At 64.1% G+C, this 25,427-nt stretch carries 25 protein-coding genes; 17 read left to right on the top strand and 8 right to left on the bottom strand.

The annotated features are described in order from the left end of the window. Positions 1–237 precede the first annotated feature (237 nt). Both pncB and ACNJX8_RS32840 read right to left on the bottom strand, forming a co-directional pair. Positions 238–1,542 carry a nicotinate phosphoribosyltransferase gene (gene pncB / locus ACNJX8_RS32845; RefSeq protein ID WP_128935797.1) on the bottom strand — a complete coding sequence of 435 codons (1,305 nt, stop codon included), beginning with the start codon at positions 1,540–1,542 and terminating at the stop codon, positions 238–240. 80 nt (positions 1,543–1,622) lie between these two features. Next, positions 1,623–2,540: a LysR family transcriptional regulator gene (locus tag ACNJX8_RS32840; RefSeq protein ID WP_439358143.1), complete on the bottom strand. Its 918-nt coding sequence runs from the start codon at positions 2,538–2,540 to the stop codon at positions 1,623–1,625. A 105-nt stretch (positions 2,541–2,645) separates the two neighbouring features. Here ACNJX8_RS32840 and pcaH point away from each other — a divergent pair, with 105 nt between their 5' ends. Further along, entirely contained in the window at positions 2,646–3,434 is a 789-nt protein-coding gene (gene pcaH, locus ACNJX8_RS32835; protein ID WP_439358142.1) for a protocatechuate 3,4-dioxygenase subunit beta, read from the top strand. A 3-nt stretch (positions 3,435–3,437) separates the two neighbouring features. Beyond that, positions 3,438–4,064: a protocatechuate 3,4-dioxygenase subunit alpha gene (gene pcaG, locus ACNJX8_RS32830; RefSeq protein ID WP_439358141.1), complete on the top strand. Its 627-nt coding sequence runs from the start codon at positions 3,438–3,440 to the stop codon at positions 4,062–4,064. A 21-nt stretch (positions 4,065–4,085) separates the two neighbouring features. Here pcaG and ACNJX8_RS32825 read toward each other — a convergent pair whose 3' ends face one another. Beyond that, positions 4,086–4,691, bottom strand: a complete 606-nt coding sequence (locus ACNJX8_RS32825) for a LabA-like NYN domain-containing protein (RefSeq protein WP_128937555.1) — start codon at positions 4,689–4,691, stop codon at positions 4,086–4,088. A gap of 391 nt (positions 4,692–5,082) precedes the next feature. Between ACNJX8_RS32825 and ACNJX8_RS32820 the strand changes: the two genes are divergently transcribed. After that, positions 5,083–5,472 (top strand): SPW repeat protein, encoded by a 390-nt coding sequence (locus ACNJX8_RS32820; RefSeq protein WP_249760061.1) that lies wholly within the window; start codon positions 5,083–5,085, stop codon positions 5,470–5,472. 33 nt (positions 5,473–5,505) lie between these two features. On the opposite strand, the gene ACNJX8_RS32815 is transcribed toward ACNJX8_RS32820, so the two are convergent. Next, entirely contained in the window at positions 5,506–6,405 is a 900-nt protein-coding gene (locus ACNJX8_RS32815) for a helix-turn-helix domain-containing protein (protein ID WP_439358140.1), read from the bottom strand. A 50-nt stretch (positions 6,406–6,455) separates the two neighbouring features. Between ACNJX8_RS32815 and pobA the strand changes: the two genes are divergently transcribed. After that, on the top strand, positions 6,456–7,628 hold the full coding sequence (gene pobA, locus ACNJX8_RS32810) for a 4-hydroxybenzoate 3-monooxygenase (protein WP_439358139.1): 1,173 nt from the start codon (positions 6,456–6,458) through the stop codon (positions 7,626–7,628). Positions 7,629–7,828: 200 nt separating this feature from the next. On the opposite strand, the gene ACNJX8_RS32805 is transcribed toward pobA, so the two are convergent. The 3 genes from ACNJX8_RS32805 to ACNJX8_RS32795 all read right to left on the bottom strand — a co-directional run bounded on the left by ACNJX8_RS32805 (position 7,829) and on the right by ACNJX8_RS32795 (position 11,846). Further along, entirely contained in the window at positions 7,829–9,979 is a 2,151-nt protein-coding gene (locus ACNJX8_RS32805; RefSeq protein WP_439358138.1) for a CHASE2 domain-containing protein, read from the bottom strand. A 17-nt stretch (positions 9,980–9,996) separates the two neighbouring features. Beyond that, positions 9,997–10,665, bottom strand: coding sequence for a hypothetical protein (locus tag ACNJX8_RS32800; protein ID WP_370988128.1), 669 nt, complete (start codon positions 10,663–10,665; stop codon positions 9,997–9,999). Positions 10,666–10,793: 128 nt separating this feature from the next. Further along, positions 10,794–11,846 carry an HD domain-containing phosphohydrolase gene (locus ACNJX8_RS32795; protein ID WP_439358137.1) on the bottom strand — a complete coding sequence of 351 codons (1,053 nt, stop codon included), beginning with the start codon at positions 11,844–11,846 and terminating at the stop codon, positions 10,794–10,796. Positions 11,847–12,115: 269 nt separating this feature from the next. On the opposite strand from ACNJX8_RS32795, the gene ACNJX8_RS32790 reads away from it, so the two are divergent. From ACNJX8_RS32790 to ACNJX8_RS32730, 13 genes are all read left to right on the top strand, one after another. Continuing rightward, positions 12,116–12,439, top strand: a complete 324-nt coding sequence (locus tag ACNJX8_RS32790; RefSeq protein WP_128938203.1) for an STAS domain-containing protein — start codon at positions 12,116–12,118, stop codon at positions 12,437–12,439. Then, positions 12,439–12,804, top strand: a complete 366-nt coding sequence (locus ACNJX8_RS32785; RefSeq protein ID WP_008142319.1) for a response regulator — start codon at positions 12,439–12,441, stop codon at positions 12,802–12,804. Before ACNJX8_RS32790 ends, ACNJX8_RS32785 begins: the two co-directional genes overlap by 1 nt. Beyond that, entirely contained in the window at positions 12,801–14,873 is a 2,073-nt protein-coding gene (locus tag ACNJX8_RS32780; RefSeq protein WP_439358136.1) for a chemotaxis protein CheA, read from the top strand. Before ACNJX8_RS32785 ends, ACNJX8_RS32780 begins: the two co-directional genes overlap by 4 nt. Further along, a complete protein-coding gene (locus ACNJX8_RS32775; RefSeq protein ID WP_164934405.1) occupies positions 14,873–15,334 on the top strand; it encodes a chemotaxis protein CheW in 462 nt (153 codons plus the stop codon). The genes ACNJX8_RS32780 and ACNJX8_RS32775 overlap by 1 nt, the downstream gene beginning before the upstream one ends. A gap of 37 nt (positions 15,335–15,371) precedes the next feature. Continuing rightward, complete coding sequence (locus tag ACNJX8_RS32770; protein ID WP_439358135.1) at positions 15,372–17,069, top strand: methyl-accepting chemotaxis protein; 1,698 nt, start codon at positions 15,372–15,374, stop codon at positions 17,067–17,069. A gap of 77 nt (positions 17,070–17,146) precedes the next feature. Beyond that, positions 17,147–17,629, top strand: a complete 483-nt coding sequence (locus tag ACNJX8_RS32765) for a chemotaxis protein CheW (protein WP_128938196.1) — start codon at positions 17,147–17,149, stop codon at positions 17,627–17,629. A 59-nt stretch (positions 17,630–17,688) separates the two neighbouring features. After that, the gene (locus tag ACNJX8_RS32760; protein ID WP_439358134.1) at positions 17,689–19,491 is read left to right on the top strand and encodes a methyl-accepting chemotaxis protein; all 1,803 of its coding nucleotides are present in this window, start codon (positions 17,689–17,691) and stop codon (positions 19,489–19,491) included. A gap of 146 nt (positions 19,492–19,637) precedes the next feature. Then, entirely contained in the window at positions 19,638–20,492 is an 855-nt protein-coding gene (locus ACNJX8_RS32755) for a CheR family methyltransferase (RefSeq protein ID WP_249760068.1), read from the top strand. 17 nt (positions 20,493–20,509) lie between these two features. Beyond that, the gene (locus tag ACNJX8_RS32750; RefSeq protein WP_249760069.1) at positions 20,510–21,601 is read left to right on the top strand and encodes a protein-glutamate methylesterase/protein-glutamine glutaminase; all 1,092 of its coding nucleotides are present in this window, start codon (positions 20,510–20,512) and stop codon (positions 21,599–21,601) included. A 5-nt stretch (positions 21,602–21,606) separates the two neighbouring features. Further along, positions 21,607–23,328 (top strand): chemotaxis protein, encoded by a 1,722-nt coding sequence (locus tag ACNJX8_RS32745; protein ID WP_439358133.1) that lies wholly within the window; start codon positions 21,607–21,609, stop codon positions 23,326–23,328. Between the two features lie 135 nt (positions 23,329–23,463). After that, a complete protein-coding gene (locus ACNJX8_RS32740; RefSeq protein WP_128956372.1) occupies positions 23,464–23,907 on the top strand; it encodes a hypothetical protein in 444 nt (147 codons plus the stop codon). Between the two features lie 200 nt (positions 23,908–24,107). Further along, positions 24,108–24,335 (top strand): hypothetical protein, encoded by a 228-nt coding sequence (locus ACNJX8_RS32735; protein WP_439358132.1) that lies wholly within the window; start codon positions 24,108–24,110, stop codon positions 24,333–24,335. 138 nt (positions 24,336–24,473) lie between these two features. Further along, a complete protein-coding gene (locus tag ACNJX8_RS32730; RefSeq protein ID WP_439358131.1) occupies positions 24,474–24,920 on the top strand; it encodes a CHRD domain-containing protein in 447 nt (148 codons plus the stop codon). 52 nt (positions 24,921–24,972) lie between these two features. Here the strand turns inward: ACNJX8_RS32730 and ACNJX8_RS32725 are convergent, their stop codons facing one another. Then, positions 24,973–25,338 carry a VanZ family protein gene (locus ACNJX8_RS32725; protein ID WP_128938189.1) on the bottom strand — a complete coding sequence of 122 codons (366 nt, stop codon included), beginning with the start codon at positions 25,336–25,338 and terminating at the stop codon, positions 24,973–24,975. Between the last annotated feature and the right edge of the window lie 89 nt (positions 25,339–25,427).

Raw genomic sequence — 25,427 nt, 5'->3', positions numbered from 1 at the left:
GCCGCAAAGGCGAAGGTGGGCTCCCTCTCCCGCTAGCGGGAGAGGGTTGGGAGAGGGTGCTTCCGCAATGGGACAATCCACTAATGGAGAGAGCCCTCACCCGGCGCTTCGCCATAGCCGAGGCTTTGCCTCGGCGTCTCTTGAGATGACGGCCGCCGAAGGCGGCCTACGCCTCTCCCGCAAGCGGGAGAGGTGAGCGAGCCCGCGGCAATGGATTCGACCTAATGCGATTCCACTTTACACCAGCACCGGCTTGCGCACGCGGCCGGCATCGCCGAACACGCGCAGGTAACGCTCGATCTCCGAGGGCAGGCCGGTCGCTTTCTCCGGATTGTCGGAGAGCTTGACGGCCGGCTGGCCGTCGACCGACGACACCTTGCAGACCAGCGAGATGGGATCGAGATTGAACGAGCCGTCCGGCGCGCAGCCGACGAAGTCGTTGGTGAGGTTGGTGCCCCAGCCGAACGAGAGCCGCACACGGCCGGCGAAGTGGTGATAGGTCTCCTCGATCGAGCCGACGTCCATCGCGTCGGAGAAGACGAGCAGCTTGTCCTTGGGATTGCGGCCCTTCTTCTTCCACCAGGCGACGATCTCCTCGCCGGCCTGGATCGGCGGCGCGCTGTCGGGGCGGAAGCCGGTCCAGTCGGCGACCCATTCCGGCGCATCGCGCAGAAAGGCTTTCGTGCCGAAGGCGTCCGGCAGTGCGATCAGGAGATTGCCGCCATAGGTCTGGCGCCACTGGTCGAGGATGCGATACGGCGCCCAGCGCAATTCCTCGTCGTCCCTGGCGAGCGCGGCCGCGACCATCGGCAGCTCATGCGCATTGGTGCCGATGGCTTCGAGATCGTTGTCCATCGCGAGCAGCACGTTGGAGGTGCCGATGAAGGATGAGCCGAGGCCTTCCTTCACCGCCTCCACGCACCAGCGCTGCCAGAGGAAGCCGTGGCGGCGGCGGGTGCCGAAGTCGGACAGCCGCAAATTCTCCAGCTTGCGCAGCCGCTCCACCTTGGTCCACAGCTTGGCCTTGGCGCGGGCGTAGAGCACGTCGAGCTCGAAGCGGCCGCGGTCTTTCATTGCTGCGCGCGAGCGCAGCTCGTTGAGGATGGCAAGTGCCGGAATCTCCCACATGGTGGTGTGGGTCCAGGGGCCGTGGAAATGCAGCTCGTACTGGCCTTCGACCTTGCGCAGCTCGTATTCGGGCAAGCGGAATTCGGCCAGCCAGCGGATGAAGTCCGCCGAGAACATGTGGGTCTTGCCGTAGAAGGTGTTACCGGCAAGCCAGATCAGCTCCTTCTTGGAGAAACGGATGGTGCGGGCATGGTCGAGCTGGGCGCGCAGCTCGCCCTCGTCGATGATCTCGGCGAGGCGCACATGGCGCGAGCGGTTGATGACCGAGAAGGTCACCTGCTGATCCGGGTAATCCTCCCGAATCATCTGTAACATCAACAGCTTGTAGAAATCGGTATCAAGCAGGCTGCGGATGATGGGATCCAGCCGCCAGCTGTGATTGTAGGTTCGGCTCGCAATGTCGGTCACGGTCATAAAGGGATTTTAGCGTGGCTCCTCCTGCGCAACCAGTGGCTTTGGCGGGAATCAGGTTTTCGCAGGCCGCGGCCCGTCGCTCAGGCGGTGGCCGTCGCCGCGACAGTCTCGAGTTGATTCCTGATCCAGCGATGGGCCGGATCCTTCTGGTAGCGCTGGTGCCACACCATGAACATCGGCAGCTCGGCCAGTGTCTGTGTGCGCAAGGCCAGCGGAATTCGCACGTGGGCGAAGCCCAGCATGACGCCAGGCGCCAGCAGGCTCGGCATGCTCGCAAGCATTTGCGAGCCGCGCAGGAACGATGGCACGCCCGAAAAGCTCGGCACGGAGATGGCGATATCGCGGTGGAAGCCATTGGCTGCCAGGCGACGGTCGAAGTCGAGCCGCTCGTTGTCGGTGTAGACGACCGTGATGTGGCGCGCGGCAAGATAGGCGCTACGGCCGCTTGGCGCCGCACGCGCTTTGGCGTCGTAATAGCAGACGTAATGGTCTCTCAGCAGCCGCTTCTGCACGATGTCAACGCCGGCAGGCGGCAACGGCGTGATCAGCAGATCGCAGCGGTTTTCGCGCAGCATCGCAGGCGAAGGCGACTGCGAGGGGATCACGCGCAGGTTCAAGCTCTTCACTTGCGCGGCGACATGATCGAAGAACCGTGGCAGCAGCAGGTCGCGTTGGAAGTCATTGGCGGCGACCGTCAGCGAGAGCTGGGCCTGCGCCGGCGCGAAAGCGACGCCGCCGGCGAAGCTGCGCATCTCGTCGATCAGCGCGCGCGCCTTCGCCGCGAGGGCCTGGGCGTGCGCCGTGGCGACGATGCCGCGGCCGGACTTGGCGAACAGCGGATCGCCCGCGATCCGCCGCAGCTTGTTCAGGGCGTGGCTGACGGCGGATTGCGTCAGGCCGAGCCGCGTGGCGGCCGCCGTCACCGAGCCTTCCTCCAGCACGGCCAGGAACAGCTCGAGCGCGTGGCCGTCGAGAGCCAAATGATCGATTTCTTTCATGAAATATATTATAATCGATCTATTTATCTGTGGAATAGACCGGCTCATGATCTCCCGATAAGCCGCGCCCCCGGACCCCGGGGCGCCAAGGGAGAGACAACGCCGATGAATGCCCAGGCTCCATTCGCAGCCTTGCAGGATCCCCGCCTCAACCGGCCCGAGCCGTTCACGCCCCGCGACGGCGGCTTCTTCCAGCGCGACCGTTCGATCCATCCGCCGGCGCATGCGCCCGGCTACAAGTCCTCGGTGCTGCGTTCGCCGCGCCAGGCGTTGCTGTCGCTGGAGAACTCAGTCTCGGAGATCACCGGGCCGGTGTTCGGCCATAACGATCTCGGGCCGCTCGACAATGATTTGATCCGCAACTACGCCAAGGACGGCGATCCCATCGGCGAACGCATCATCGTCCACGGCCGTGTGCTGGACGAGACCGGCCGCGGCGTGCCGAACACGCTGGTCGAGTTCTGGCAGGCCAATGCCGGAGGCCGCTACCGGCACAAGAAGGACACCTATCTGGCGCCGATCGATCCCAATTTCGGCGGCTGCGGCCGCGCGCTGACCGACGACACCGGCTACTACTACTTCCGCACCGTGAAGCCCGGGCCCTATCCCTGGCGCAACTACGTCAATAGCTGGCGCCCCGCCCACATCCACTTCTCGGTGTTCGGCTCGGGCTTTGCGCAGCGGCTGATCACGCAGATGTATTTCGAGGGTGATCCCTTGATCCCGGTCTGCCCGATCCTGACGACGATCCTGGACAAGGACGCGCTCGACCGCCTCGTCGCGCCGCTCGATCTCAACGCCTCCACGCCCTTCGACTCGCTCGCCTACCGCTTCGACATCGTGCTGCGCGGCCAGCGCTCCACCTATTTCGAAAATCGCTCCGAAGGAAACTGAGCAATGCCGCAGCCGCTCAACTACCTCAAGGAAACCGCCTCGCAAACCGCCGGTCCCTACGTTCATATCGGTCTGATCCCGGCAATGGCCGGCTTCGACATCTTCGAGAAGAACTTTTCGAATGTCCTGGTGACGCCGAACACCAAGGGCGAACGCATCACGCTGGAAGGCAGGGTCCTCGACGGTACCAGTACGCCGCTGCGCGACGTGCTGCTGGAGATCTGGCAGGCCAATGCGGCCGGTCGCTACAACCATCCGGCCGACCGCTCGGCGGGTGCGCTGGAGCAGGAGTTTCGTGGTTGGGGCCGCGCCGGCTCCGACTTCGACAGCGGCCTCGTCACCTTCGAGACCATCAAGCCCGGTGCCATCATCGACAAGACCGGCCGCAAATGCGCGCCGCATGTCAATGTCTGGATCGTCGCGCGCGGCATCAACATCGGCTTGAACACGCGGCTCTATTTCTCGGATGAAGAGGCCGCCAATGCCGCCGACCCCGTGCTCAACCTGGTCGAGCCGCCGGTGCGCCGCAAGACGCTGGTTGCCACGCGCAGCGAACGCGCCGGCAAGGTCGTGTATGCCTTCACGATCAATTTGCAGGGGCCGGAGGAGACGGTGTTCTTCGACGTGTGACGGGCGGCGGCCGTCCCGGGATCATTCCACCCGGTCGCCCCGATTGATCGATCCGCGCGTGAGGAATTGCGGTGGCTGCCGCAGCTCGCGTGGCCGGTCGGCGGGATCGCGCCCCACTTTTGGCTTCAGCTCTGCCAAATCAATGAATACGTCCGTCTGTCGGCGCAGGTCGTCCGCGATCATGGGCGGCTGAGTGGAGAGCGTGGAGACGACCGTCACGCGGACACCGCGGCGCTGCAGGGCTTCCACCAGCGAACGAAAATCCCCGTCGCCCGAGAACAACACGATCTGATCGACGTGCTCGGCGAGCTCCATCGCTCTTACGGCGAGGTCGACATCCATGCTGCCCTTCACCTTGCGGCGGCCGGTGGTGGCGTCGACGTACTCCTTGGTGAGCTTGGTGACGACGGTGTATCCGTTATAGTCGAGCCAATCGATCAACGGGCGGATTGACGAAAACTCCTGATCCTCGATGACGGTCGTGTAGTAAAAAGCGCGCAACAGTGAGCCTCGGCTTTGAAATTCGCCGAGCAACCGCCTGAAATCGATGTCGAAGCCGAGCGCCTTGGAGGTGGCATAGAGATTGGAGCCATCGATAAAGAGTGCGATCTTCTCAAGAGAAGACATTGTGCACAAATCTCCAGTTCCGCAAAAAAGCCGGCCCAGCCGACAGGGCACGCTTTGCCAGCCGGAAAACACTGAAGGCGCCGATGGCTTGCTGAAAAAGGCGGCGCAGACGACCAGACAGGGGTAGCCGTCTTGCGCCAAGGTCAGGGAGGTTCCATGCCACCAGCGCCAGGGCGCCGAATATAGCCACGCTAAAGCGCGCGCATGCCCTACTCAATTGTACTGAGGTAAAGGGCCTATATACGAAGGTAAGTGGCTGCGAAGACGCCGGATTGAGCAGGTGGGCTCAAATCACGGCCTGCGACCAAAGTCTATTATGCGAAGCGCGTTGATCGGGAACCAAAGCGCCGGCGAATGCTTCCTCCAACATATCCTCGTTGAGAGGTGTGTCATGAGCAGGTTGCAAGAGCGCGAAACTGTCCCTGACGTCTACAATCTGTTTCTCGCCGCTGTACTCTTCATATCCCCGTGGCTGTTCAAGCTGACGATCAGCCAGGGCAAGATCGACCTCTGGGTAACGAGCGCGATCATCGGCATCCTGTCGCTGGCTGCCATCATCGCCTATCGGGATTGGGAGGAGTGGCTCAACGTTCTGATGGGCATTTGGCTCATCGTGTCGCCCTGGTTGCTTGGCTTCCCGCACACACGCGCGATGCACCTCAGCATCGGCTTCGGTATCGTCATTGTGCTTCTGGCGCTGCTCGATCTCTTCCTCCATTACGACAAGAGGCATCCCGAGGAAGAGCCGATCCATGGCAGGCGGGAAAGCGCGCGCGAGTAGAATGCGACGCTTGGAAGTTTGGCATCCGGAGCCTCAGCTTTCATGGAGCTGCGCGCGGAAGGCGCGCGGCGACAGCCCGGTGGCAGCGGCATAAACCCGGCTGAAATAGGCGGGGTCCTCGAAGCCGAGCGCGTACGCAATCGTCGAGACCGGCAGGTTGGTGTAAACGAGGTTGCGCCGCGCCTCGCGGATCAGCCGGTTGAGGATCAGATGCGAGGCTGTGTCGCCGGTCGCCGCCCGCGTGATCCGGTTGAGATGCGTCGGCGTCACCGACAGCGCATTGGCATAGTCGGCGACGCTCCAGCGCTCCAGATGATGCTGCTCCAGCAGCGCCTCGAAGCGGCGGAACAATCCGCTTTCCGCTGAACCGTTGCCGCCGCTCTCGCTCGTGAGCGCGCGCGCCACGAGCCCGATCATGGCCGACGACAATGCGCGCAGCACATGCGCGCGGCCGAAATCGCGGGCGGCGTGTTCGGCGAAGATCTGCTTCATGGTGGCGCGAATCTGCGGCGTGCCGCGCACCACGCCCGATTGCGACAGGGCTCCGCGCAGACCTTCGGCCGCAAGCAGCGCCTCGTCCAGGATCTCCGCGGCGATGGTTAGCACCCAGCCCTGGGTATCGGGCACGAAGCGGAAGCCGTGGACGTGTCCGACCGGAACGTTGACGATCTGCATCGGTCTCAAGGATACCACGCGCCCGTCCAGCGTTGCCTCGCCGCCACCGCGCTCGATCAGGAGCACCTGGTGCAACCGGGCGTGGCGGTGCACGGCCAGTGTCCAGTCGTGCAGCACCGAGCGGGACGCGATGGTCTCGCAATGCACGACGTCGGGCAGGTCACCGGACTCGCCAAAGAGATTGTAGACCCGGATCGCCGGGGCAGGAGCTGTGCTTCTCATGTTCGAATAGTACAAGACAAAGACGAAACACTCCATCGGTTTGCGGCTTTGAATCTGCAAAATAGCGCCGACGGGAGGACGCAAAAATGAAAGTTCAGGTCTGTATCATCGGCGGCGGGCCGTCCGGGCTGCTGTTGTCCCAGCTGCTGCATCTGAAGGGCATCGATACCGTCGTGCTGGAGAAATACAGCCGCGACCACGTGCTGGCCCGCATCCGCGCCGGCGTGCTCGAGCACGGTTTTGCAAAACTGATGCGCGAGGCGCAATGCGGCGAGCGGATGGACCGCGAGGGCGAGATCCATCGGGGGTTCGAGATCGCCCATGACGGCATGCTCTCCCAGATCGACCTGCACAAGCATTCCGGCGGCAATTCTGTGCTGGTCTACGGCCAGACCGAGCTGACGCGCGACCTCTACGAAGCGCGCGACCGGCTCGGCGGCAAGGTCGTGCACAATGCCGAGGACGTGACGCCGCGCGATCTGACGTCGGACCGTCCCTACGTGACCTATCGTTCGAACGGCGAGACCGTTCGCATCGATTGCGACTACATCGTCGGCGCCGACGGCTTTCACGGCGTCAGCCGCAAGTCGATCCCGAAAGACGTGCTGCGCGAATATGAGAAGGTCTATCCGTTCGGCTGGTTAGGAGTGCTGTCGCGCACAAAACCGGTGTCGCCCGAGCTGATCTATGTGAAACACGAGCGCGGCTTCGCGCTCTGTTCGCTGCGCTCGCAGGTGCTGAGCCGCTACTACATCCAGGTGCCCTTGACCGACAAGGTGGAGGACTGGAGCGACGATGCGTTCTGGGCCGAGTTGAAGCGCCGCCTGCCGGTCGAGGTCGCCGGCCGCCTGATCACCGGTCCGTCGATCGAGAAGAGCATCGCGCCCTTGCGCAGCTTCGTCGCCGAGCCGATGAGCTATGGACGCCTGTTCCTCGCCGGAGACGCCGCCCACATCGTGCCGCCGACCGGCGCGCGCGGGCTGAACAGCGCCGCCTCCGATATCTACTACCTCTACCACGCCATGCTCGCGCACTATCAGCACGGCGACGATTCCGGCCTCAAGGGCTATTCCGCCAAGGCGCTGGCGCGGATCTGGAAGGCGCAACGCTTCTCCTGGTGGATGACGATGCTGCTGCACCGCTTCCCCGACCGGCTCGAATACGAGGACCGGCTTCAGCAGACGGAGCTCGACTATCTGCTCTCGTCGGAGACCGCGCAGCGCCTGCTCGCGGAAAATTATGTGGGGCTGCCGTTTTAGGCAGGGGCGCGTCTAGCGCGGACGTCTTCCCTTCTCCCCTTGTGGGAGAAGGTGGCGCGAAGCGCCGGATGAGGGGTCTCCCTCCACGGACTCATTGAGAGAAGTGCGCGCGGAGAGAGACCCCTCACCCGTCTCGCCGCTGCGCGCGAGCCAACCTCTCCCACAAGGGGAGAGGGGAAGTACGCCCGCGGTTGACGTCGCTACTTCCCTTCCAACGTGTTTACCGGCGTCCACTCCGGCGGTGGCGGATTAGCAGTTAATGCTTTTGCGCGCTCCGCGAACATTGATGACGGTAGATCGATCTTCGCTACGCCATCGAACGCATCAGCCGCCTTGGCGAAATCCTTTGCCCGCCAGCAGGCCAGCCCTTCGGCATACGCCGCGGCTACCTTTGTTTGCTCGGCGCTCTCTGCGCCCCTCTCCGCCAACGGCTCGAACACCCTGATCGCTTCGCCGCGTCCCATCACCCTGATCGCATCGAGCTCGCGCCAGGCGAAGGTGTCGCCGGTCTGCGCCATCGTGGTTTCGGAGGCCATGATCGCAGTGCCGTAATATTTGTTGGCACCCTCGAGCCGCGAGGCCACGTTCACCGTGTCGCTCATCACGGTGTAATTGAATCGGCGGCGCGAGCCGATATTGCCGACCACGGCTTCACCGCTGTTGAGGCCGATACGGTGCGACAGGCCGTGGCCGGCGAAAGCGGGATTGTCGGCGTTGAGCTCCGCCAGCTTCCGGTGGCACTCCAGCGCGGCATGGACGGCATTGCGCGCATGTGCGCGATCGTCGGCCGGAGCACCGAACATGGCGACGATGGAATCGCCGATATATTTGTCGACGTAGCCGCCATGGCCCTCGATGATATCGGTCATGGCGGACAGATACTCGTTCATCAGGGTCACAAGCTCGCCAGGCGTCATCGTCTCCGCGATCGAGGAGAAGCCGCTGAGATCGGAGAAGAACATGGTGACATTGCGCATCTCGCCGCCGAGCGCCGGCATTTTGCCGGACGCAACCATGGTGTTAATCACTTCAGGGGCGAGATAGAGGGCAAAGCTCTTGCGCAGGAAGCGCTCGTCGCGATCGGCCAGCACGAAGCGGTAGCCGATCATCATCGCGAGCGCCGCAAGACTTGCGAGCGCCGGCTCGGTCAGCGGCAGCGCCAATGCGTGAACGAACGCACCGACGGCCATTGCGGCGTAAACGGCGGTGAGGCCGAGCCAGGCAATCAGCGCGCCGCTCGGCGCAAGCATGCCGGCGGCGCAAGCGATGACGAGGGCGAACGCGATCGTGAGAATGCTCCGTGCGGGAAAGCCGAGCTCGGTCACGGCATCGCGTTCGATCAGGTTGCGAACGACGGTGGCGTGCACGAAGACGCCGGCGACATCGCTGCGCGGGCGTTGCGCGCCACGCTCCGGCGCGGGCAGGGCGCATCGCGCGGCCGGCGTGCCGTCATATCCGCCAGACAGGCGCATCGAGGTGAGCTTACGGTCCTCGAAATTCAGGACCGTGCCAAGCAGCACGACCTTGCCGTCGAAGGCGCGGCGAAAGAAATCGCGATCGCCCTTCTCGACGCAGGCGCGCAGGTCGGCGAAGGAGAAGGTCGGGACGTCGCGACCCAGCCCGCGAAAGTTGAGCGTCATTGTATTCGACATCGCGCTCGGGATCGCATAGCCGGACAATTCGGTCGCGCCGGACGACGCAATTTCGGGCTTTGCGCCAAGCGCACGCGCAGCGAGCTCGACCGCCATCGCGGGGACCGACCTGCCCTCGATGGCAAAGCTCAACGGCATTCGGCGGATCACGTCGTCGTGGTCGGTGTAGACATTGAGCGCGCGGATGGTGTTGCGCACGGCCACTTGCTGTGCGCGATAGGGCACTTCCGGATGATCGATGCTCAGGATTTCGCCGAGCACGAGTTTGCCGCTGTCGGAGATTTGCCGCAGGGCGATCAGGTAATCCCGGTCAAATCCCTTCATGCGGCTGCCGACCGACATGTCGCCGAAAGGAATCTCCGACTGCTCGATCGAGCTCGGAAAGATCACGTCGAAGCCGATAACCTTGGCGCCGCCCTCGGTGATGCTGCCGAGCACCCGGCCGATTTCGCGCGTCCAGGTCTGGGTCGGCGATCCCTTGAAGGGTGGTGTGTCGTAGGTCTCTCCATCGATCGCCACCACGACGACTGGCGACGCCGCAGGTTCGCGGTGCTCGCCGACCAGCTTGCCGCGCATCGCCGTGAGGATGTCGAGCGAGAGACCTTGCAGCATCTGGAGCGGCGGAGACGTGACGATCGCGCCCGCGAGGAGCGCAATCAGGATCGCCGCAACGATGTCCCGCCTGCCGATCCGCCGCATCGTGTTGTCGAGGCCGTCTATTCGAGCCGCAGCAAGCGGCCGATCACCGGGGTGGGCGACGCGGTGGCGCTGGCATCGACCTGGAAGGCGTAACGCTTGGCGCCGAGAATGGCGAGATAGCTGCCGCCCGGGGTCAGGGACTTGCCGGCCTTGGCAAAGTCATAGAACTTGCCGCGGATCATGACGTCGTTCTTGAGCGGCACGCTGATCGTGGGCTCCTTGCCGTCGGTGCGCTCGATCACGAGCGTGCTGCCGCTCTTGGCCTGGACCAGCGGCGCAACGCCATAGATCGTCGGCAGCTTGGACGGAGCGCCCTTGGCATCGGACCGCATGGTCCGGAACGTGGTCGCGGCACTCTGGTTCGCCTCGCGTTCGGAGAGCTGCGCCGCCTTGGTATCGCAGGGCACCTTGGCGCGCTGCACGTCGCCGAGCTGCACGGTGCTCTGTTCAGTGCCGACCAGGACGACGCCTTCGCTGATCGTCTCGCGCAAGCAGGATTTGAGATAGCTGAGGGTAATGCTGGTCTTGGGCCCGAGCTTGATGATTTTGCCCGGCGCCACATAGTCCATGAACTCGACGCCGTCGATCTTGCCTTGCACATCTTCGACGATTGCGGCCGGGGTCTCCGCCAGGGCGGGGCCCGCAACACAGAACGCGCCGACAAGGGCGCCGATCAGGCTTCTCATGCGTATTCTCATTCGGTTCGACCGATACTTTGCCGTCCCCGGCCCGGTCCGATGCTTAGCAGCGGCGCGCCCAGGCAAGTGTGACCAGAATCACTCTTTGATATTGGTGCACCTTATCAGGAACAGGTTCAAATCGGCGATCGGGTATCAAGCCGACCGGCGGCGATCTCGACCACCTCGTCCCAGCGCGACAGGAAGGCCTCGACGCAGGCCGGATCGAACTGTCGACCTTTGTTCTCGACCAGGTAATTGCGCGCCACCTCGAGCGGCATCGGCTCCTTATAGGGCCGACGGGTCGTCAGGGCGTCGAAGACATCGGCGACCGCGACCACGCGCGCGGCGACCGGAATCGCGTCCGCCCTGAGGCCGTTCGGATAGCCCGCGCCGTCCCAGCGCTCGTGATGGCCTGCGGCAATTTGTGCTCCGAGCCGGATCAGCTCGCAGCTGGAATCCGCCAGGATCCGCTCGCCGATCGTTGCATGCGTCCTGATCACTGCCATCTCCTCCTCGGTGAGCTTGCCGGGCTTGAGCAGGATATTGTCGGGAATGGCGACTTTGCCGACGTCGTGCAGGGGCGCGGCCAGATAAATGTCGCGGCAGAGCCGGGCCGGCAGGTCGAGCTGTTCGGCGATGATGCGGCTATAGCGGGCGACTCTCAGGGTGTGCTCGCCGGTGTCGTTGTCGCGGTATTCGACCGCGAGCGCGAGCCGCAGGATGATCTCCTCCTCGCGCTCGCCGAGCTTTCGTGTTGCTGCCGCGACGTCGCTGGCCAGATGCGCGGCACGATCGCTGAGCTTGCGCACGGCTGCACCAAGCTGAATCAAGTTGCGCAGACGTACCGTCATCTCGACGCTTTGCGGCTGCTTGGGCAGGAAGTCGGTCGCACCGGCCTGCAGCGCTTCCATCTTGAGGTCATCGGTCTGTCGCGAGGTGATCATCCCGATCGGGATGTCGGCGTAGCCGGGCAGGGTGCGGAAGACACGGATGAAGCTGATGCCGTCCATATGCGGCATCTCGTAGTCGACCAGCACGAGGTCGAAGACGCGCTCGCGCGCGCAGGCCAGCGCTTCGACGGGATCGAGGAAGGTGGTGGCTTCGACCAGACCTTCGGCCTCGATATGACGTTTGAGGAAGTTGAGGACGGAACGGCTGTCATCAACCAGAAGCGCTTGGGTCAGCATCGGCGGCCGGGGCTCTCTTCGCTGGCAAAGGCACGAACCCCAGGCATAACCCGAGCGAATTTAACGCGAAGCAAATGCCCGTACGGAGGCCATGGCGCTCAAGGAAATGCTCGCCCGCGCACGAGATGTCAGCAGGCTGTGCACGCTTGCATGCATTTGCGCGAATTACGCGGGAGTGTGACCCGTAGTTGTACGGAGTCCCGCGTTAGGGGTTTGCTCATCCGATTCGCGTTAAACGTGTATCGGAATCTTGCAAAGGCGGGGCAGCGATGGCGCTCAATCCCACGGAGCCGAAGTGGTCGTTGCGGTTGCCCGCCGATTGCAGCATTGCGGCCATTCGCAGCGTCTATGACCTCATTCGCGAGGCGTTCGGCCGCCAGGAGCGGCTCGAAATCGACTGCTCCAGCGTCGACAAGGCCGACGTGACCTCGATCCAGCTTCTGCTGTCGACCGCCAAGACGGGCGAGGCGCAAGGCCGCCCGGTGGTCCTGACCTCCTTCTCTCAGTCTCTGCGCAATACCCTTCGCCGCGCCGGCTTTGCCAGCGAAGCGATGATGGATCAGCACTTCCCGCAAAAGAAAGATGGCACCTGATGGCCACGATTCTGACCGTCGACGATTCCCCCAGCATTCGGCAAATGATCAAGGTCGTGCTCGAGCCGGCCGGTCACAACGTGATCGAGGCCGGCGATGGCGCGCAGGGGCTTGCCAAGGCCCAGGCCGGCAAGCTCGACCTCGTCATCACCGACCTCAACATGCCCGTCATGAACGGGCTGGAGCTGATCCGGGCGCTGCGCAAGCTGCCGAGCGCGGTCGGCATGCCCATCGTGTTCCTGACCACCGAATCCAACGACACGGTGAAGCAGGAAGCCAAGAGCGCCGGCGCCACCGGCTGGATCACCAAGCCGTTCAAGCCTGAGCAGTTGCTCGCCGTCGTCGGCAAGCTGGTGCGTGCATGAGCGCAATGGACCCGACCGAGGTCTTTCGTCAGGAAGCCAGCGAGCTCTTCGAAGTTCTGGAAGGGGCTCTGCTCGATCTCGGCCAGCGTCCCGACGACCGCGAGCTGGTCGATTCCGCATTTCGCGCCCTGCATACGATCAAGGGCTCGGGCGCCATGTTCGGCTTCGACAAGGTCGCCTCGTTCACTCACGAATTCGAAACCGCCTTCGACCGCGTCCGCAAGGGCGAGATCAAGCCGACGCAGGAGCTGATCTCGGTCGCGCTCGCCGCCAAGGACTACATCCGCGCGCTGATCGAGGATCCTCAGTCCACCGACGACATCATCGGCGAAGCCATCCTCGACGACCTCAGGCGCTTCGTCTCGTCCGACCAGCCTGCTGCTCCCGTCGCCGAGATCGAGGAGGCGCCGCCGCTGGTCCCCGGCGCGCGCAAGCAGGCCGGCTGGCACCTCAATCTCGAATTCGAATCGCACGTCCTGCGCAACGGCTCGAACCCGCTCGACCTGCTGGAGGACCTCTGCAAGCTCGGCCCCTGCTTCGTCGTCCCGATCACGGACGGCATCCCGTTCCTCGACGAGATGGAGCCCGAAGATTGCTATCTGAAGTGGGACGTCAAGCTGCATGCGGCCTGCGACAAGGACGCGATCGACGACGTCTTCATGTTCGTCCAGGACGAGATGAAGCTGACGCTTTCGCCGCTGGAGCATGTTGAGGCACCCGCCCCGGTACCGCTGTTCCAGCTGCTCGACGAGGAGCCGGCGGCCCCGACGGCCGAGATGCCTGCGCCGGCGGTTGAGCTTGCTGCCGCTCCGGTCGAGCAGCCTGTTGCAAAGGCGGAGCCGAAATCTGAATCAAAGCCGGAACCGAAGGCCGAGGCCAAGCGCGACGATCGCGGCATCGCCACCGTCCGCGTCCAGGCCGAGCGCCTCGACGAGCTCATGGATCGGGTCGGCGAGCTCGTCATCGCCCAAGCGCGGCTGACCCAGCTCGCCGCCGCCGGCTCCGACCTCTCGATCAAGATGATCGCCGAGGAGATCGAGCGCCTTGCGTCCTCCTTGCGCGACACCACGATGGGCGCGCGCCTGGTGCCGATCGGCTCGCTGTTCGGCCGCTTCCGCCGCCTGGTGCACGATCTGTCGCGCGACCTGTCGAAGCCGGTCGAATTCGTCACCTCGGGCGAGGACACCGAGCTCGACAAGACCATGATCGAGTGCCTCGCCGATCCGCTGGTGCACCTGATCCGCAACGCCATCGATCACGGCATCGAGGACACCGCGACGCGCGCTGCCAGCGGCAAGACCGAGCAGGGCCGCATCGAGCTCGCCGCCGTCCATTCCGGCGCGCAGGTGCTGGTCACCGTGAAGGACAATGGCGGCGGCCTCAACACCGCGCGCATCCGCGCCAAGGCGGAAGAGCAGGGGCTGATCGCGGCGGGGGCCGCGCTCACCGATCACGAGATCCACCAATTTCTGTTCCACCCGGGCTTCTCGACCGCGCAGACCATCTCGGCGCTATCCGGCCGCGGCGTCGGCATGGACGTGGTCAAGCGCACCATCGAGAACATGCGCGGCTCGATCGACCTGTCGACCAGGTCGGGCCAGGGCACCACCGTGACGCTGCGCCTGCCGCTGACGCTCGCAATCATCGAGGGTCTCCTGATCCGCGTCGGCGAGGGCCGCTACATCATTCCGCTGTCGGCGGTGGAAGAATGCGTCGAGCTCACGGCCGAGGACGAACGTTCGCGCGGCCGCAATTTCCTCAACGTGCGCGGCAATCTGGTCCCGTTCCTGCGCTTGCGCGAGATCATGAGCGCATCGGGCGTGCCCGACCGCCACCAGAAGACGATCATCATCTCGACCGGCGAGACCCGCGTCGGCCTCGTTGCCGATCAGATCATCGGCAACCACCAGACCGTAATCAAGTCGCTCTCCAAGCTGCATTCCGATGTCACGATGTTCTCCGGCGCGACCATCCTCGGTGACGGCACGGCGGCGTTGATCCTCGACGTCGCGCAGCTCGTCGCGCTGGCTCAGTCGAAGGTCGAAAAGCACATCAGCGAGGCAGCGTGATGAATGAGGGTTTGGCTGGCGAGCGCCAGGCTGACGCGATGCAGGTCGTGATGATCGGCCTCGGCGAGGAGAAATTCGCGCTCGACGCCGGCCTCGTGCGCGAGATCATCGATCCCGTGCCGGTGACCAAGGTGGCGGGCGCGCGGGCCTTCGTTCCCAGCGTGATCAATGTGCGCGGCAACGTCATCCCGCTCGCTGACCTCCGCATCCGCTTCGGCATGCCGCAACTCGACAATTCGGCCGATACGCGCATCGTCGTCATCGAGCTCGAGCTTGACGGCGAGCCTGTGCTGGTCGGCGTCACCGCCGACAAGGTCTACGAGGTCACGGAGATTTCGCACACGGACGTGCAGCAGACGCCGCGCGTCGGCATGCACTGGAAGCCGGAATTCATTCGCTTCATCGCCAAATGGCGGGAAGAGTTCGTCATCGTTCCCAACATGGAACGCATCCTGAATTGAAACGGGGTCTCGGGCGAGACTGGGGTAGAGGCTGGAAATGAGATTTACCGTCAAGGCAAAGCTTGCCACTGCATTCGGCTTGATCATCATCCTGTCCGCGCTTGCGGGCGGTGTGGCTTACATGAAGCTCAGCGACATGATGGCGACCGCAGACAGCATGGTCCTGCGCGCAAGCCGGATGGAGAAGGCGACGCAGATCGAAAAGGATATCCTGCTTCAACTGCGCGCGGAAAAGAACTCCGTTCTCGGAACGGAAGCCCAGGCCGAACAATTTGCAGCGGAAGCAGCCAGGCTTCGTGAGGAGGCGACGAAGACCAGGGATGAGGTCTACGCGTTGGCGAGCGAGGCGGGCAGGAAGCTGCTCGACAGCTTTGCAGCCGCATACGCGAAGATGAATACGTACCAGGAAGAGACGATCCGGCTGGCGAAGACGGACAAGACGAAGGCCATGGAGCGCTCGATGGGCGACGGCCGCAAGGTCGTCGCAGACGCGATGGAGGCGATGGGCGCCTATGTCGTCAACACCAAGAAGCAGATGGCCGAGCAGGCCGTCCAATCCAAGGCAGAGGGGCACCAGGCGCAATTCTTGCTGATGACGCTGATCGGCATCTCGTTGGCAGTTGCGATCGGGGCTGCGCTTTGGATCTCTATCTCGATCAGTCGTTCGCTCGGAAGGGCTGTTGGCCTCGCCGGCGCGGTCGCCGAGGGTGACCTCAGCCAGACCATACCTTCGGCGAGCAACGACGAGATCGGAGATCTCGTCAAGTCGCTGAACGGCATGGTCGAGAAGCTCCGGCAGATCGTCGCTGAGGCGATCACGGCGGCGCAGAACGTTTCCGCCGGCAGCCAGGAGCTGTCGGCCAGCGCCGAGCAGCTCTCGCAAGGCGCGACCGAGCAGGCCTCGTCCGCGGAGGAAGCCTCCTCCTCGATGGAGGAGATGGCCTCGAACGTGAAACAGAACGCCGACAACGCCAACCAGACCGAGAAGATTGCTGCGCAATCGGCCAGGGATGCCGAAGCCAGCGGGGTCGCCGTGGGCCGTGCCGTCGAGGCGATGCGGACCATCGCCGAAAAGATCACCATCGTGCAGGAAATCGCCCGCCAGACCGACCTGCTCGCGCTCAACGCGGCGGTCGAAGCCGCACGCGCCGGCGAGCACGGCAAGGGTTTTGCCGTGGTCGCGTCCGAGGTCCGCAAGCTCGCCGAACGCAGCCAGGCGGCTGCGGCAGATATCGGCACGCTGTCGACCGAGAGCGTGAAGGTTGCGCAGGAGGCGGGCCAGATGCTGTCCAAGCTCGTGCCCGACATCAAGAAGACCGCCGAACTGGTTCAGGAGATCACCGCGGCCTGCCGCGAGCAGGATGTCGGCTCCGCCCAGATCAACCAGGCGATCCAGCAGCTCGACAAGGTCGGCCAGCAGAACGCCAGCGCGTCCGAGCAGGTCTCCTCGACCTCGGAGGAGCTCGCCTCGCAGGCCGAGCAGCTCCAGTCGACCATCTCGTTCTTCCGCATCGAGCATGCCGGACGTGGCGAGAATGCCGCGCCCGCGCCAATCGACCGTGCCGTGACCCAGCTCCGCGCCAAGGCCGCGCACATGGCGGCGGCGGATCGGGGCGCGAAGAAGCCCGCGCCCGTCCGCAAGCCGGCGCGTGCGATGAAGGTCGCAAGCGGCGGCGGCTTCGCCTTCGACATGCATGACGGCGAGGACGATCGCGACGCCGAGTTTCAACGCTGACTGACTGGTCCGGCCTCGAGCCGGACCATGCTCATTTCCAAACCTTCGGACCCTCCTTCGGACCCTTGGACTGCATCATGGCCGCAACCTCGCAATATCTGACGCTCGGGCTCGCCGGCGAGACGTTCGGCATCAGCATCCGCAATGTCCGCGAAATTCTCGACATGCGGCCGATCTCGCGGCTTCCGCATGCGCCGGATTTCCTGCTCGGCATGATCGACGTGCGCGGTAGCGGCTATCCGATCGTCGATCTCAGGACCAAGCTCGGCCTGCCGAGCGTCGCTGCCACTGAAGCAACCCGGATCATCATCCTCGATGTACCGATGAAAGATCGCCTGGTCGGCGTCGGCTTCGTTGCCGACTGCGTCTTTGAGGTCACCGATATCGACGAGCAGGCGATCGAGCCCATCCCCGAAGTCGGCGGGAAATGGCAATCCGACTATGCCGCGGGAATCGGCCGTAAGGGCGAAAAGTTCGTCGTCATCTTCGATCTCGCCAAGCTGATGGCGCATGACGAGATCCCGGAGGGGCGTGATGCCGATGCATCTCGCGCCGCATGAATTGCGAAGCGTAAAGCGTTGCCGAGTAGCAATCCCAATTTGAACCAATGAGATCGAACATGAGATTCACCGTCAAAGCTAAGCTTGCCAGCGCCTTCGGCGTCGTCATCCTTCTGCTCATTGTGGCAGGCGCTGTGAGCTACACGAAATTGGCCGACATGGCCGCGACTGCAGATTCCATGGTGCTTCGCGCCAAGCGGATGGAGAAAGCATCCGAAGTCGAAAGGATCATTTGGCAGCAGGTCAGGGCGGAAAAGAACGCAATTCTGGGAACACCAAGCGAAGTCGATGAATTCGCCGCGAACGCGGCCAAGCTCCGCGAGGAGGCGACGAAGATCAAGGACGAGGTCTATGCGCTCGCCAGTGAAGGTGGCAGGAAGCTGCTCGACAATTTTGCGAGTGTCTACGCCAGGATGAATGTCTACCAGGAAGAGACGATCAGGCTGGCAAAGACGGACAAGACCAAGGCAACGGAGCGCTCGATGGGTGACGGGCGCAAGGTGGTCGCGGACGCGACGGAGGCGATGGGAGCCTATGTCGCGAACACGAAGAGGCAGATGGCCGAGCAGGCCGTGCAGTCCAATGAAGACAGCCGTCGCGCCCAGTTGATCCTCATCGTTCTCATCGTCGTCTCGCTCATCGCTGCCGCGATCAGCGCAGTCTGGATTTCGATCAATATCAGCCGGTCCCTCGCCAAGGCCGTCGGACTGGCGGATGCTGTGGCGATCGGCGATCTCAGCCAGAAGATCGATGCGTCCAGCAACGACGAGATCGGCGATCTCGTGAAGTCCCTGAACGCGATGACGGTCAACCTCAACAAGACCGCGGCCGTCGCCAATGAGATCTCGCAAGGCAATCTGATGGTCGAAGCCAAGCCGCTGTCGGACAAGGACACGCTCGGCCTTGCGCTCCAACGCATGGTGGAGAAGCTTCGGCAGATCGTATCGGAGGCGCTCACCGCGGCGCAGAACGTCTCGGCCGGCAGCCAGGAGCTCTCCGCCAGCGCCGAACAGCTCTCGCAGGGCGCGACCGAGCAGGCCTCGTCCGCCGAGGAGGCCTCCTCCTCGATGGAGGAGATGGCCTCCAACGTGAAGCAGAACGCCGACAACGCCAACCAGACCGAGAAGATCGCGGCGCAGTCCGCCAAGGACGCGGAGGCCAGCGGCGCCGCGGTCGGCCGCGCCGTCGACGCGATGCAGACCATCGCCGAGAAGATCACGATCGTGCAGGAGATCGCGCGCCAGACCGACCTGCTCGCGCTCAACGCGGCGGTCGAGGCCGCCCGCGCCGGCGAGCACGGCAAGGGCTTTGCGGTGGTGGCGTCCGAAGTGCGCAAGCTCGCCGAGCGCAGCCAGGCCGCCGCCGCCGAGATCGGCACGCTCTCGGCCGACACCGTCAAGGTGGCGCAGGAGGCCGGCGCCATGCTTTCCAAGCTCGTTCCGGACATCAAGAGGACAGCCGAGCTCGTCGAGGAGATCACCGCGGCCTGCCGTGAGCAGGACGTTGGCTCGGCGCAGATCAATCAGGCGATCCAGCAGCTCGACAAGGTCGGCCAGCAGAACGCCAGCGCTTCCGAACAGGTGTCCTCGACGTCCGAGGAACTCGCCTCGCAGGCCGAACAGCTGCAGTCGACGATCGCCTATTTCCGCATCGAGCAGGGCGGAAAGAGCCCGGCGGCGGCGCCGATCGACCGGGCGGTTAATCAGTTGCGGGCCAAGGCGGCGACAATGGCGGCCACTGAGCGTCCGGCCAAGAAGCCGCAAGGCAAGCCGGTGCGCGCCCTGAAGGCTGCCAATGGCGGCGGCTTCGCATTCGACATGAACGACGGCGGGGACGACCGGGACGCCGATTTCCAGCGCTAGGGCCCGCGAGGGCTCCTGCGGGCCGGCCCGCTCGATGACGGTGGACCGGTCCGTTTTCAGCGGTTACGTGAACGCGTGGGATTCAAGATGGCCAGGACGGCCCGACATTCACTGCAGGCGGCCATCCCGGACCGGGGCAGGCGGCCATGATGCCCGCCGTGCAGGATACGGCCGTGCATCTGTCGGACCGCCACTTCCGGACCATCGCCCAATTGATCGAGGGTCAGGTCGGCATCAAGCTGCCGCCGGGCAAGCGGCTGATGCTGGAGGGGCGGCTGCACAAGCGCGTGCGCGCGCTGAACTATTCGGATCTGAACGAGTACGTCGAAAACCTGTTCGAGGCCGATCATTTCGATACCGAGCTCACTCATCTCATCGATGTGGTGACGACCAACAAGACCGATTTCTTCCGGGAGCCGCAGCACTTCACCTTCTTGCGGGATGTCGCGATCCCCGCCCTGCTCAAATCGCATGGACGCAAGAATGCGAACCTGAAGATCTGGAGCTCGGCAAGCTCTACCGGCATGGAAGCCTATACGACCGCGATGGTGCTGGACGACATGACGCGGAACGGCTCGCGCTTCCAGTATCGTATCCTCGGGACCGACATCTCGACTGCAGTGCTGCGCCTTGCCAAGACCGCCATCTACACGCGCGACGTGCTTGCGCCGGTGCCGGAAAACTTCGTGAAGCGATATTTCCTGTTGTCGCGGGACAAGTCGCGCGGCGAGGTGCGGGTGGTGCCGGAATTGCGGCGCATGACGCATTTCATGCGAATGAATCTCATGGATACGTCCTATCCCGTCGATCGCGACGTCGACATCATCTTCTGCCGCAACGTCCTGATCTATTTCGAGCGCGAGACCCAGCGCAAGGTGATCGAGCAACTGTGCAGCCATTTGCGGCCCGGCGGTTATCTGCTGGTCGGGCATTCGGAATCGATGATTCACAGCGCCGTGCCTGGTCTGAAGCAGGTCCAGCCCACCATCTTCCAGGTTTGATCGGAGCGCCGCCAAAAATGCCGAAGGAGAAAGTTCGCGTACTGATCGTGGACGATTCGGCGTCGGTGCGCCAAATCCTGCAGACGATCCTCAACGACGATCCCGACATCGAGGTGATGGCAACGGCTTCGGATCCGTTCGCGGCGGCGCGCCGCCTCCAGAACGAAATTCCCGACGTCATCATCCTCGACATCGAGATGCCGCGCATGGACGGCATGACGTTCCTGCGCAAGATCATGGCGCAACGTCCGATCCCGGTGATCATCTGCTCCTCGCTGACCGAGGAGGGCTCGAACGTGATGTTCGAGGCGTTCGAGGCGGGTGCGGTCGACATCGTGCCGAAGCCGAAGATCGACACGCGGCAGGCGCTGCTCGAATGCTCCACGCGGCTGCGCGAGGCCGTGAAATCGGCCGCCCGCGCCCGGGTGCGCCCGCGTGCGCAGCGTCGGGTGGTCGAGAAGAAGCTGACGGCCGATGCGATCATCCCGCCGCCGGTGCAGGGCAAGGTCCGCCCGACCACCGAGCGCATCGTGTGCATCGGCGCCTCGACGGGCGGCACCGAGGCGCTCAACGACGTCCTCGAGATGCTGCCCTCGCATTGTCCGCCTATCGTCATCGTCCAGCACATGCCGGCGGGCTTCACCGCGGCCTTTGCCAAACGTCTCGACGGCGTCTGCCAGATCCGGGTCAAGGAGGCCGAGGACGGCGAGCCGGTGCTGCCGGACTGCGCCTACATCGCGCCGGGTGCCCGTCACATGCTGCTCCAGCGCATCGGCCTGCGCTACCAGATCGCGATCAAGGATGGCCCGCCGGTGTCGCGCCATCGTCCGTCCGTCGACGTGCTGTTCCGCTCGGCGGCCCAGCATGCCGGCGCCAACGCGCTCGGGGTGATCATGACCGGCATGGGCGACGACGGCGCGCGCGGAATGCTGGAGATGCGCAAGCTCGGCGCCTCGACGCGGGCGCAGGACGAAGAGAGCTGCGTGGTGTTCGGCATGCCCAAGGAAGCCATCGCCCATGGCGGCGTCGAGAAGGTCGTATCGCTGCATCATATCCCGCGCGAGATCATGCACTGGTACCAGGCCGGCCACGCCGCGGCGGCAGGTTGATCGCAATGTCCGTCATTCCGGCCAACACGCTCAATGAGGCGATCACCGCGATCGAGGACGTTTCCTCGCGCATCGAAGACGTGTTCGCGCGCGTCGGTCACGAGCTCGGGCGCGGCCACCTCATTTTCAAGGAGCTGAACCAAGGTCTCGCGACGCTGTCCTCGGAACTCTCCGGCGCAGAGATCGAGGGCGCCGCGACCGCGTTGCAGGAGATCGCCGCACAGCTCAGCGAGCTGGCGCAGGCGCTTCCGGCCGAGACTGCCCTGCTGGAGACGATCGGCAAGAGCACGGCGGAGGGATCCTCGCTGCTCAAGCCGGTGTTCAAGCACATCCAGATGATCACCATCATTGCCCGCAGCGCGCGGATCGAGGCAGCCTCGCTCGATGGCGACCGCGAGGGTTTTCTCGCCTTCACACAGGAGGCCTACGATCTCGGCAGGGCCGTGCAGGGCTCGATCGAGGGCTGCGCGCGGGATCAGCAGCGCCTGTCCGAGGCGGTCGCCACCGCACTCGGCCGGCAGAAGGAGTTCGAGAGCCGCTACCGGAATCAACTGGCGGCCGAGAGCGTCGAGCTTGGTGCAGCCTATTCCGGATTGCACGATCAGCGCCGCAACAGCAGCCGTCTCGCCGACCTCGCGAGTTCCAGCACCAGGAAGATCGCCGAGGCGGTGGGGAGCGCGATCATCTCCTTGCAGGCCGGCGACAGCACGCGCCAGCGCCTCGAGCATGTCGCGCACGGCCTCGGCCTCGCCTCGGAATCCGCCCCGAGCCTCGTTCCCGAACCGGTCGCGAGCAATGACGGCGCGCGCGCGATTTGCCAGTTGCAGGCGGTCCAGCTCAGGGATGCCCAGCGCGAGTTCGGCGGCGACATCGGCCAGATCGTTCGCGCGCTGACCGCCATCCTGCACGATGCGAGCAGTGTCGTCGGCCAAGGCCGCACGCTGTTCGGCGACGAGGACGGCGGGTCGTCATCGTTCCTGGCGCGCATCAAAGAGACGCTGGCACACGCCTCGACCCTGATTGCCACCTGCGAGGGCGCTGGCCGCTCGGTGGACGAAGCGCTTGCGATCGTCGAGGACACGCTGACGAAGTTTCGTCAGGCGATCGCCGGGCTTGCCGAGGCGACCGTCGACATCACGCTGATCGGGATGAATGCCGGTCTCAAGGCAAGCCATCTCGGCAGCCGCGGCAGCGCCTTCGTCGTCATCGCCAACGAGCTCAAGACGACCGCCGATCAGGTCTCGGCGGGGGCAGGACGCTTGCGGCCGGTGCTCGATGGCATCGAGCGCTCGGCCAGGGAGTTGAAGGAGCTGCGCGTGCAGGGCGATCCCACGCAGCTCGCCAAGCTCGAGCCGCAGATCCTTCAGGCGCTGCGCGAGGTCGAGGCCGGCAATGAACGGCTCGGCAAGCTGATGAGCCGGCTCGTGGTTGAAGGCGCGGAGTTCGAGGGGCTGATGAATTCGGCGCAAGGCCTGATGAGCACGCTCGGCGAAGGCTCCGCGGCTTTGCCCGCGGTCGCCGCGCGCCTCGAGACGGCCGGTGCCGGCGCGCAGAAGCCACTTCCGCAGGACGAGGCCGTGCTCGATGAACTCTTCGCGCGCTACACGATGGAGCGCGAGCGGGACGTCCACAGGCAATTCCTGCAAACGCGCGGGCTGGCGTCGATCGCCACTACGCGCCGGGTCGAGGCGGTCGAGACTGCCGATGACGGCATAGAACTGTTCTGACGTCGCCGCCGGCTTCAGCAATTTGACAGGTTGACTTTGCGAGGCATTAACCGTGGCGGAATGCACGCCGCTTGGGTCATTGTCGCGCCCCACGGTTCGTTGCAAATACGCATGGAATTCACGACGGATGTTTCCATGCTGAAAGAGGGCAAATACGCGGCGTGGTTTAGAACCGCGCAGGCGCAAGGCACCGGCATTGTGCATCTGTCCCAGGGCCGGATTTCGGGCAGCGACAGCTTCTTCACCTATGGCGGCTCCTATCAATTCGATGACGACCAGCGTTTCACGGCCGTTCTGACCACGCGCCGTCATGCGGAGGGCCCGCCAACCGTGTTCGGACGTGACGAGGTCGAAGTCTATCTCTCCGGCGTCTTCAGCGGTGCGATGGCGACCTGCTCGGGGACGGCGAAGCAAGCGCCTGACGTGAAGTTCGAGGCGACGCTGATCTACAGCCAGGAAGACGCGCCGCCTGCCGACGTCAGGAGCGCAGTCGTGAGGCTGAACGCAGATAAGCTGCCCAAGGGGCCCGACAGCCGTTACCGGCCGCGGCATCCGTTCACGGCAGGCCCGTCCAAATGAAATCGCGCAGCTCCGCGCCTGCCGCCGTGATTAGCGTTGCATTGACGCTGTTGTCTCGAAATCACGCCGCGGCCGCGCTGCAGCAACTCTGCCTTTAGAAGCGGGGAGCTAGTCTCGCGGCCGATCAAGCGTGGTGGAAGAACATGCCTCAAATCTGGATGACATACGATGAACTCGGCGCGCTTTGCGGCTGCGGCGCAATGGAGGCCAGGGACCGCGCCATCCATCTGTCGCTCGATCGTCGCAAAAGTCGCGACGGGACGACGCGGGTCAAACTCGATCTGGCACTGACGGCCAAGTTCTTTGCATCCGTTCGTGAGGCGGATTTCGATCTCGATTGCGCCATTGAGGCGCTGCACAACACCCACCGGCAAATGGCCGAACTGCTGGCTCCCACCCAGCTCCACAACAGGCATGGGGCGGCCTGAACCTCCGCATGTTCCGGCCTACGCCGAAGGCTAATTCCCGCGCTCGTTGTCCCGAATCAGCATAAGCTCTGCAGCGGAATTTCCGGCTGTCGTCGGTGTTCAAATCGCGATGGGGAGCGAAGCCTGCAGGAGGAGTGCATGAGCAAAGCCGTGTGTCGGCCGTCGGTGGCACTGTTGGGGACGATCGCGCTGGTTGGAAGCGTCATTGCAGCGAGCGGAATAGCAAACGCGGAAGCCGTGAAGCTGCAAGCCGAGCTCAAGGGAGGCAATGAAGTGCCCCCGAACAGCTCGTCCGGATCGGGCAAGGCAGAAGCCAGCTACGACACTGTAACGAAGGTTCTGACTTACACCGTCACCTATGCCGGGCTGACGGGACCGGCAATGGGGGCGCATTTCCATGGCCCCGGCGAAGCTGGCACGAACGCCGGCATCGTCCTCCCGTTCAAGACGGTGCAAAGCCCGATCCAGGGCAGTGCCACACTCACCGACGCGCAAGCGGCAGATCTGCTCACCGGAAAATGGTACGCGAACATCCATACGGCCGCGAACCCGGGCGGTGAGTTGCGCGGCCAGATGATGAAGTAAGGACCCGGTTGTGCGCGCCACCGGTCATCTCGCTCAAGCGATGCCGGTCGCTTCAGGACGGCGGTCTCGGCAAGAACGCCAGGATCATCTGGGCGAGCATGACGCCGACGGTGCCTCCTGCCGCCTTCTGGAGTACGTCGAGAAAGCCCGCATCCCGGTCAGGTATGAACGCCTGCATCAGCTCCAGCCCCATAGCGACCGCCACGACGAGCGAGCAAGCCAAACCGAGCCGTCCCGGCAGCAGGAAGGAAAGAAGGAAGCCGAGCAGACCATAGGCGCTGAAGCGCTCGATCACGACGATCCAATAGGCCTCGTGATGTCCCATGAGCGCGGGTCTTCCCGCCAGCTTCGCCAGGGTGGCATAGACGATCAGCGCTAGACAGATGCTCGCGGCTGCGATGAGGTGGCTCCTGCGCATGGCGCCAACATACAAGGTTGGGCGCCCGTCCGGTTCGAAAGACGAAAATATCGTTAAAGGCGCTGGCCGCCGCCAAAGGCTCCGCTGGC

This window comes from Bradyrhizobium sp. SPXBL-04 (assembly GCF_051853035.1).
Classification (GTDB): domain Bacteria; phylum Pseudomonadota; class Alphaproteobacteria; order Rhizobiales; family Xanthobacteraceae; genus Bradyrhizobium; species Bradyrhizobium zhanjiangense.
This window is presented reverse-complemented; position numbering and strand designations above follow the sequence as displayed.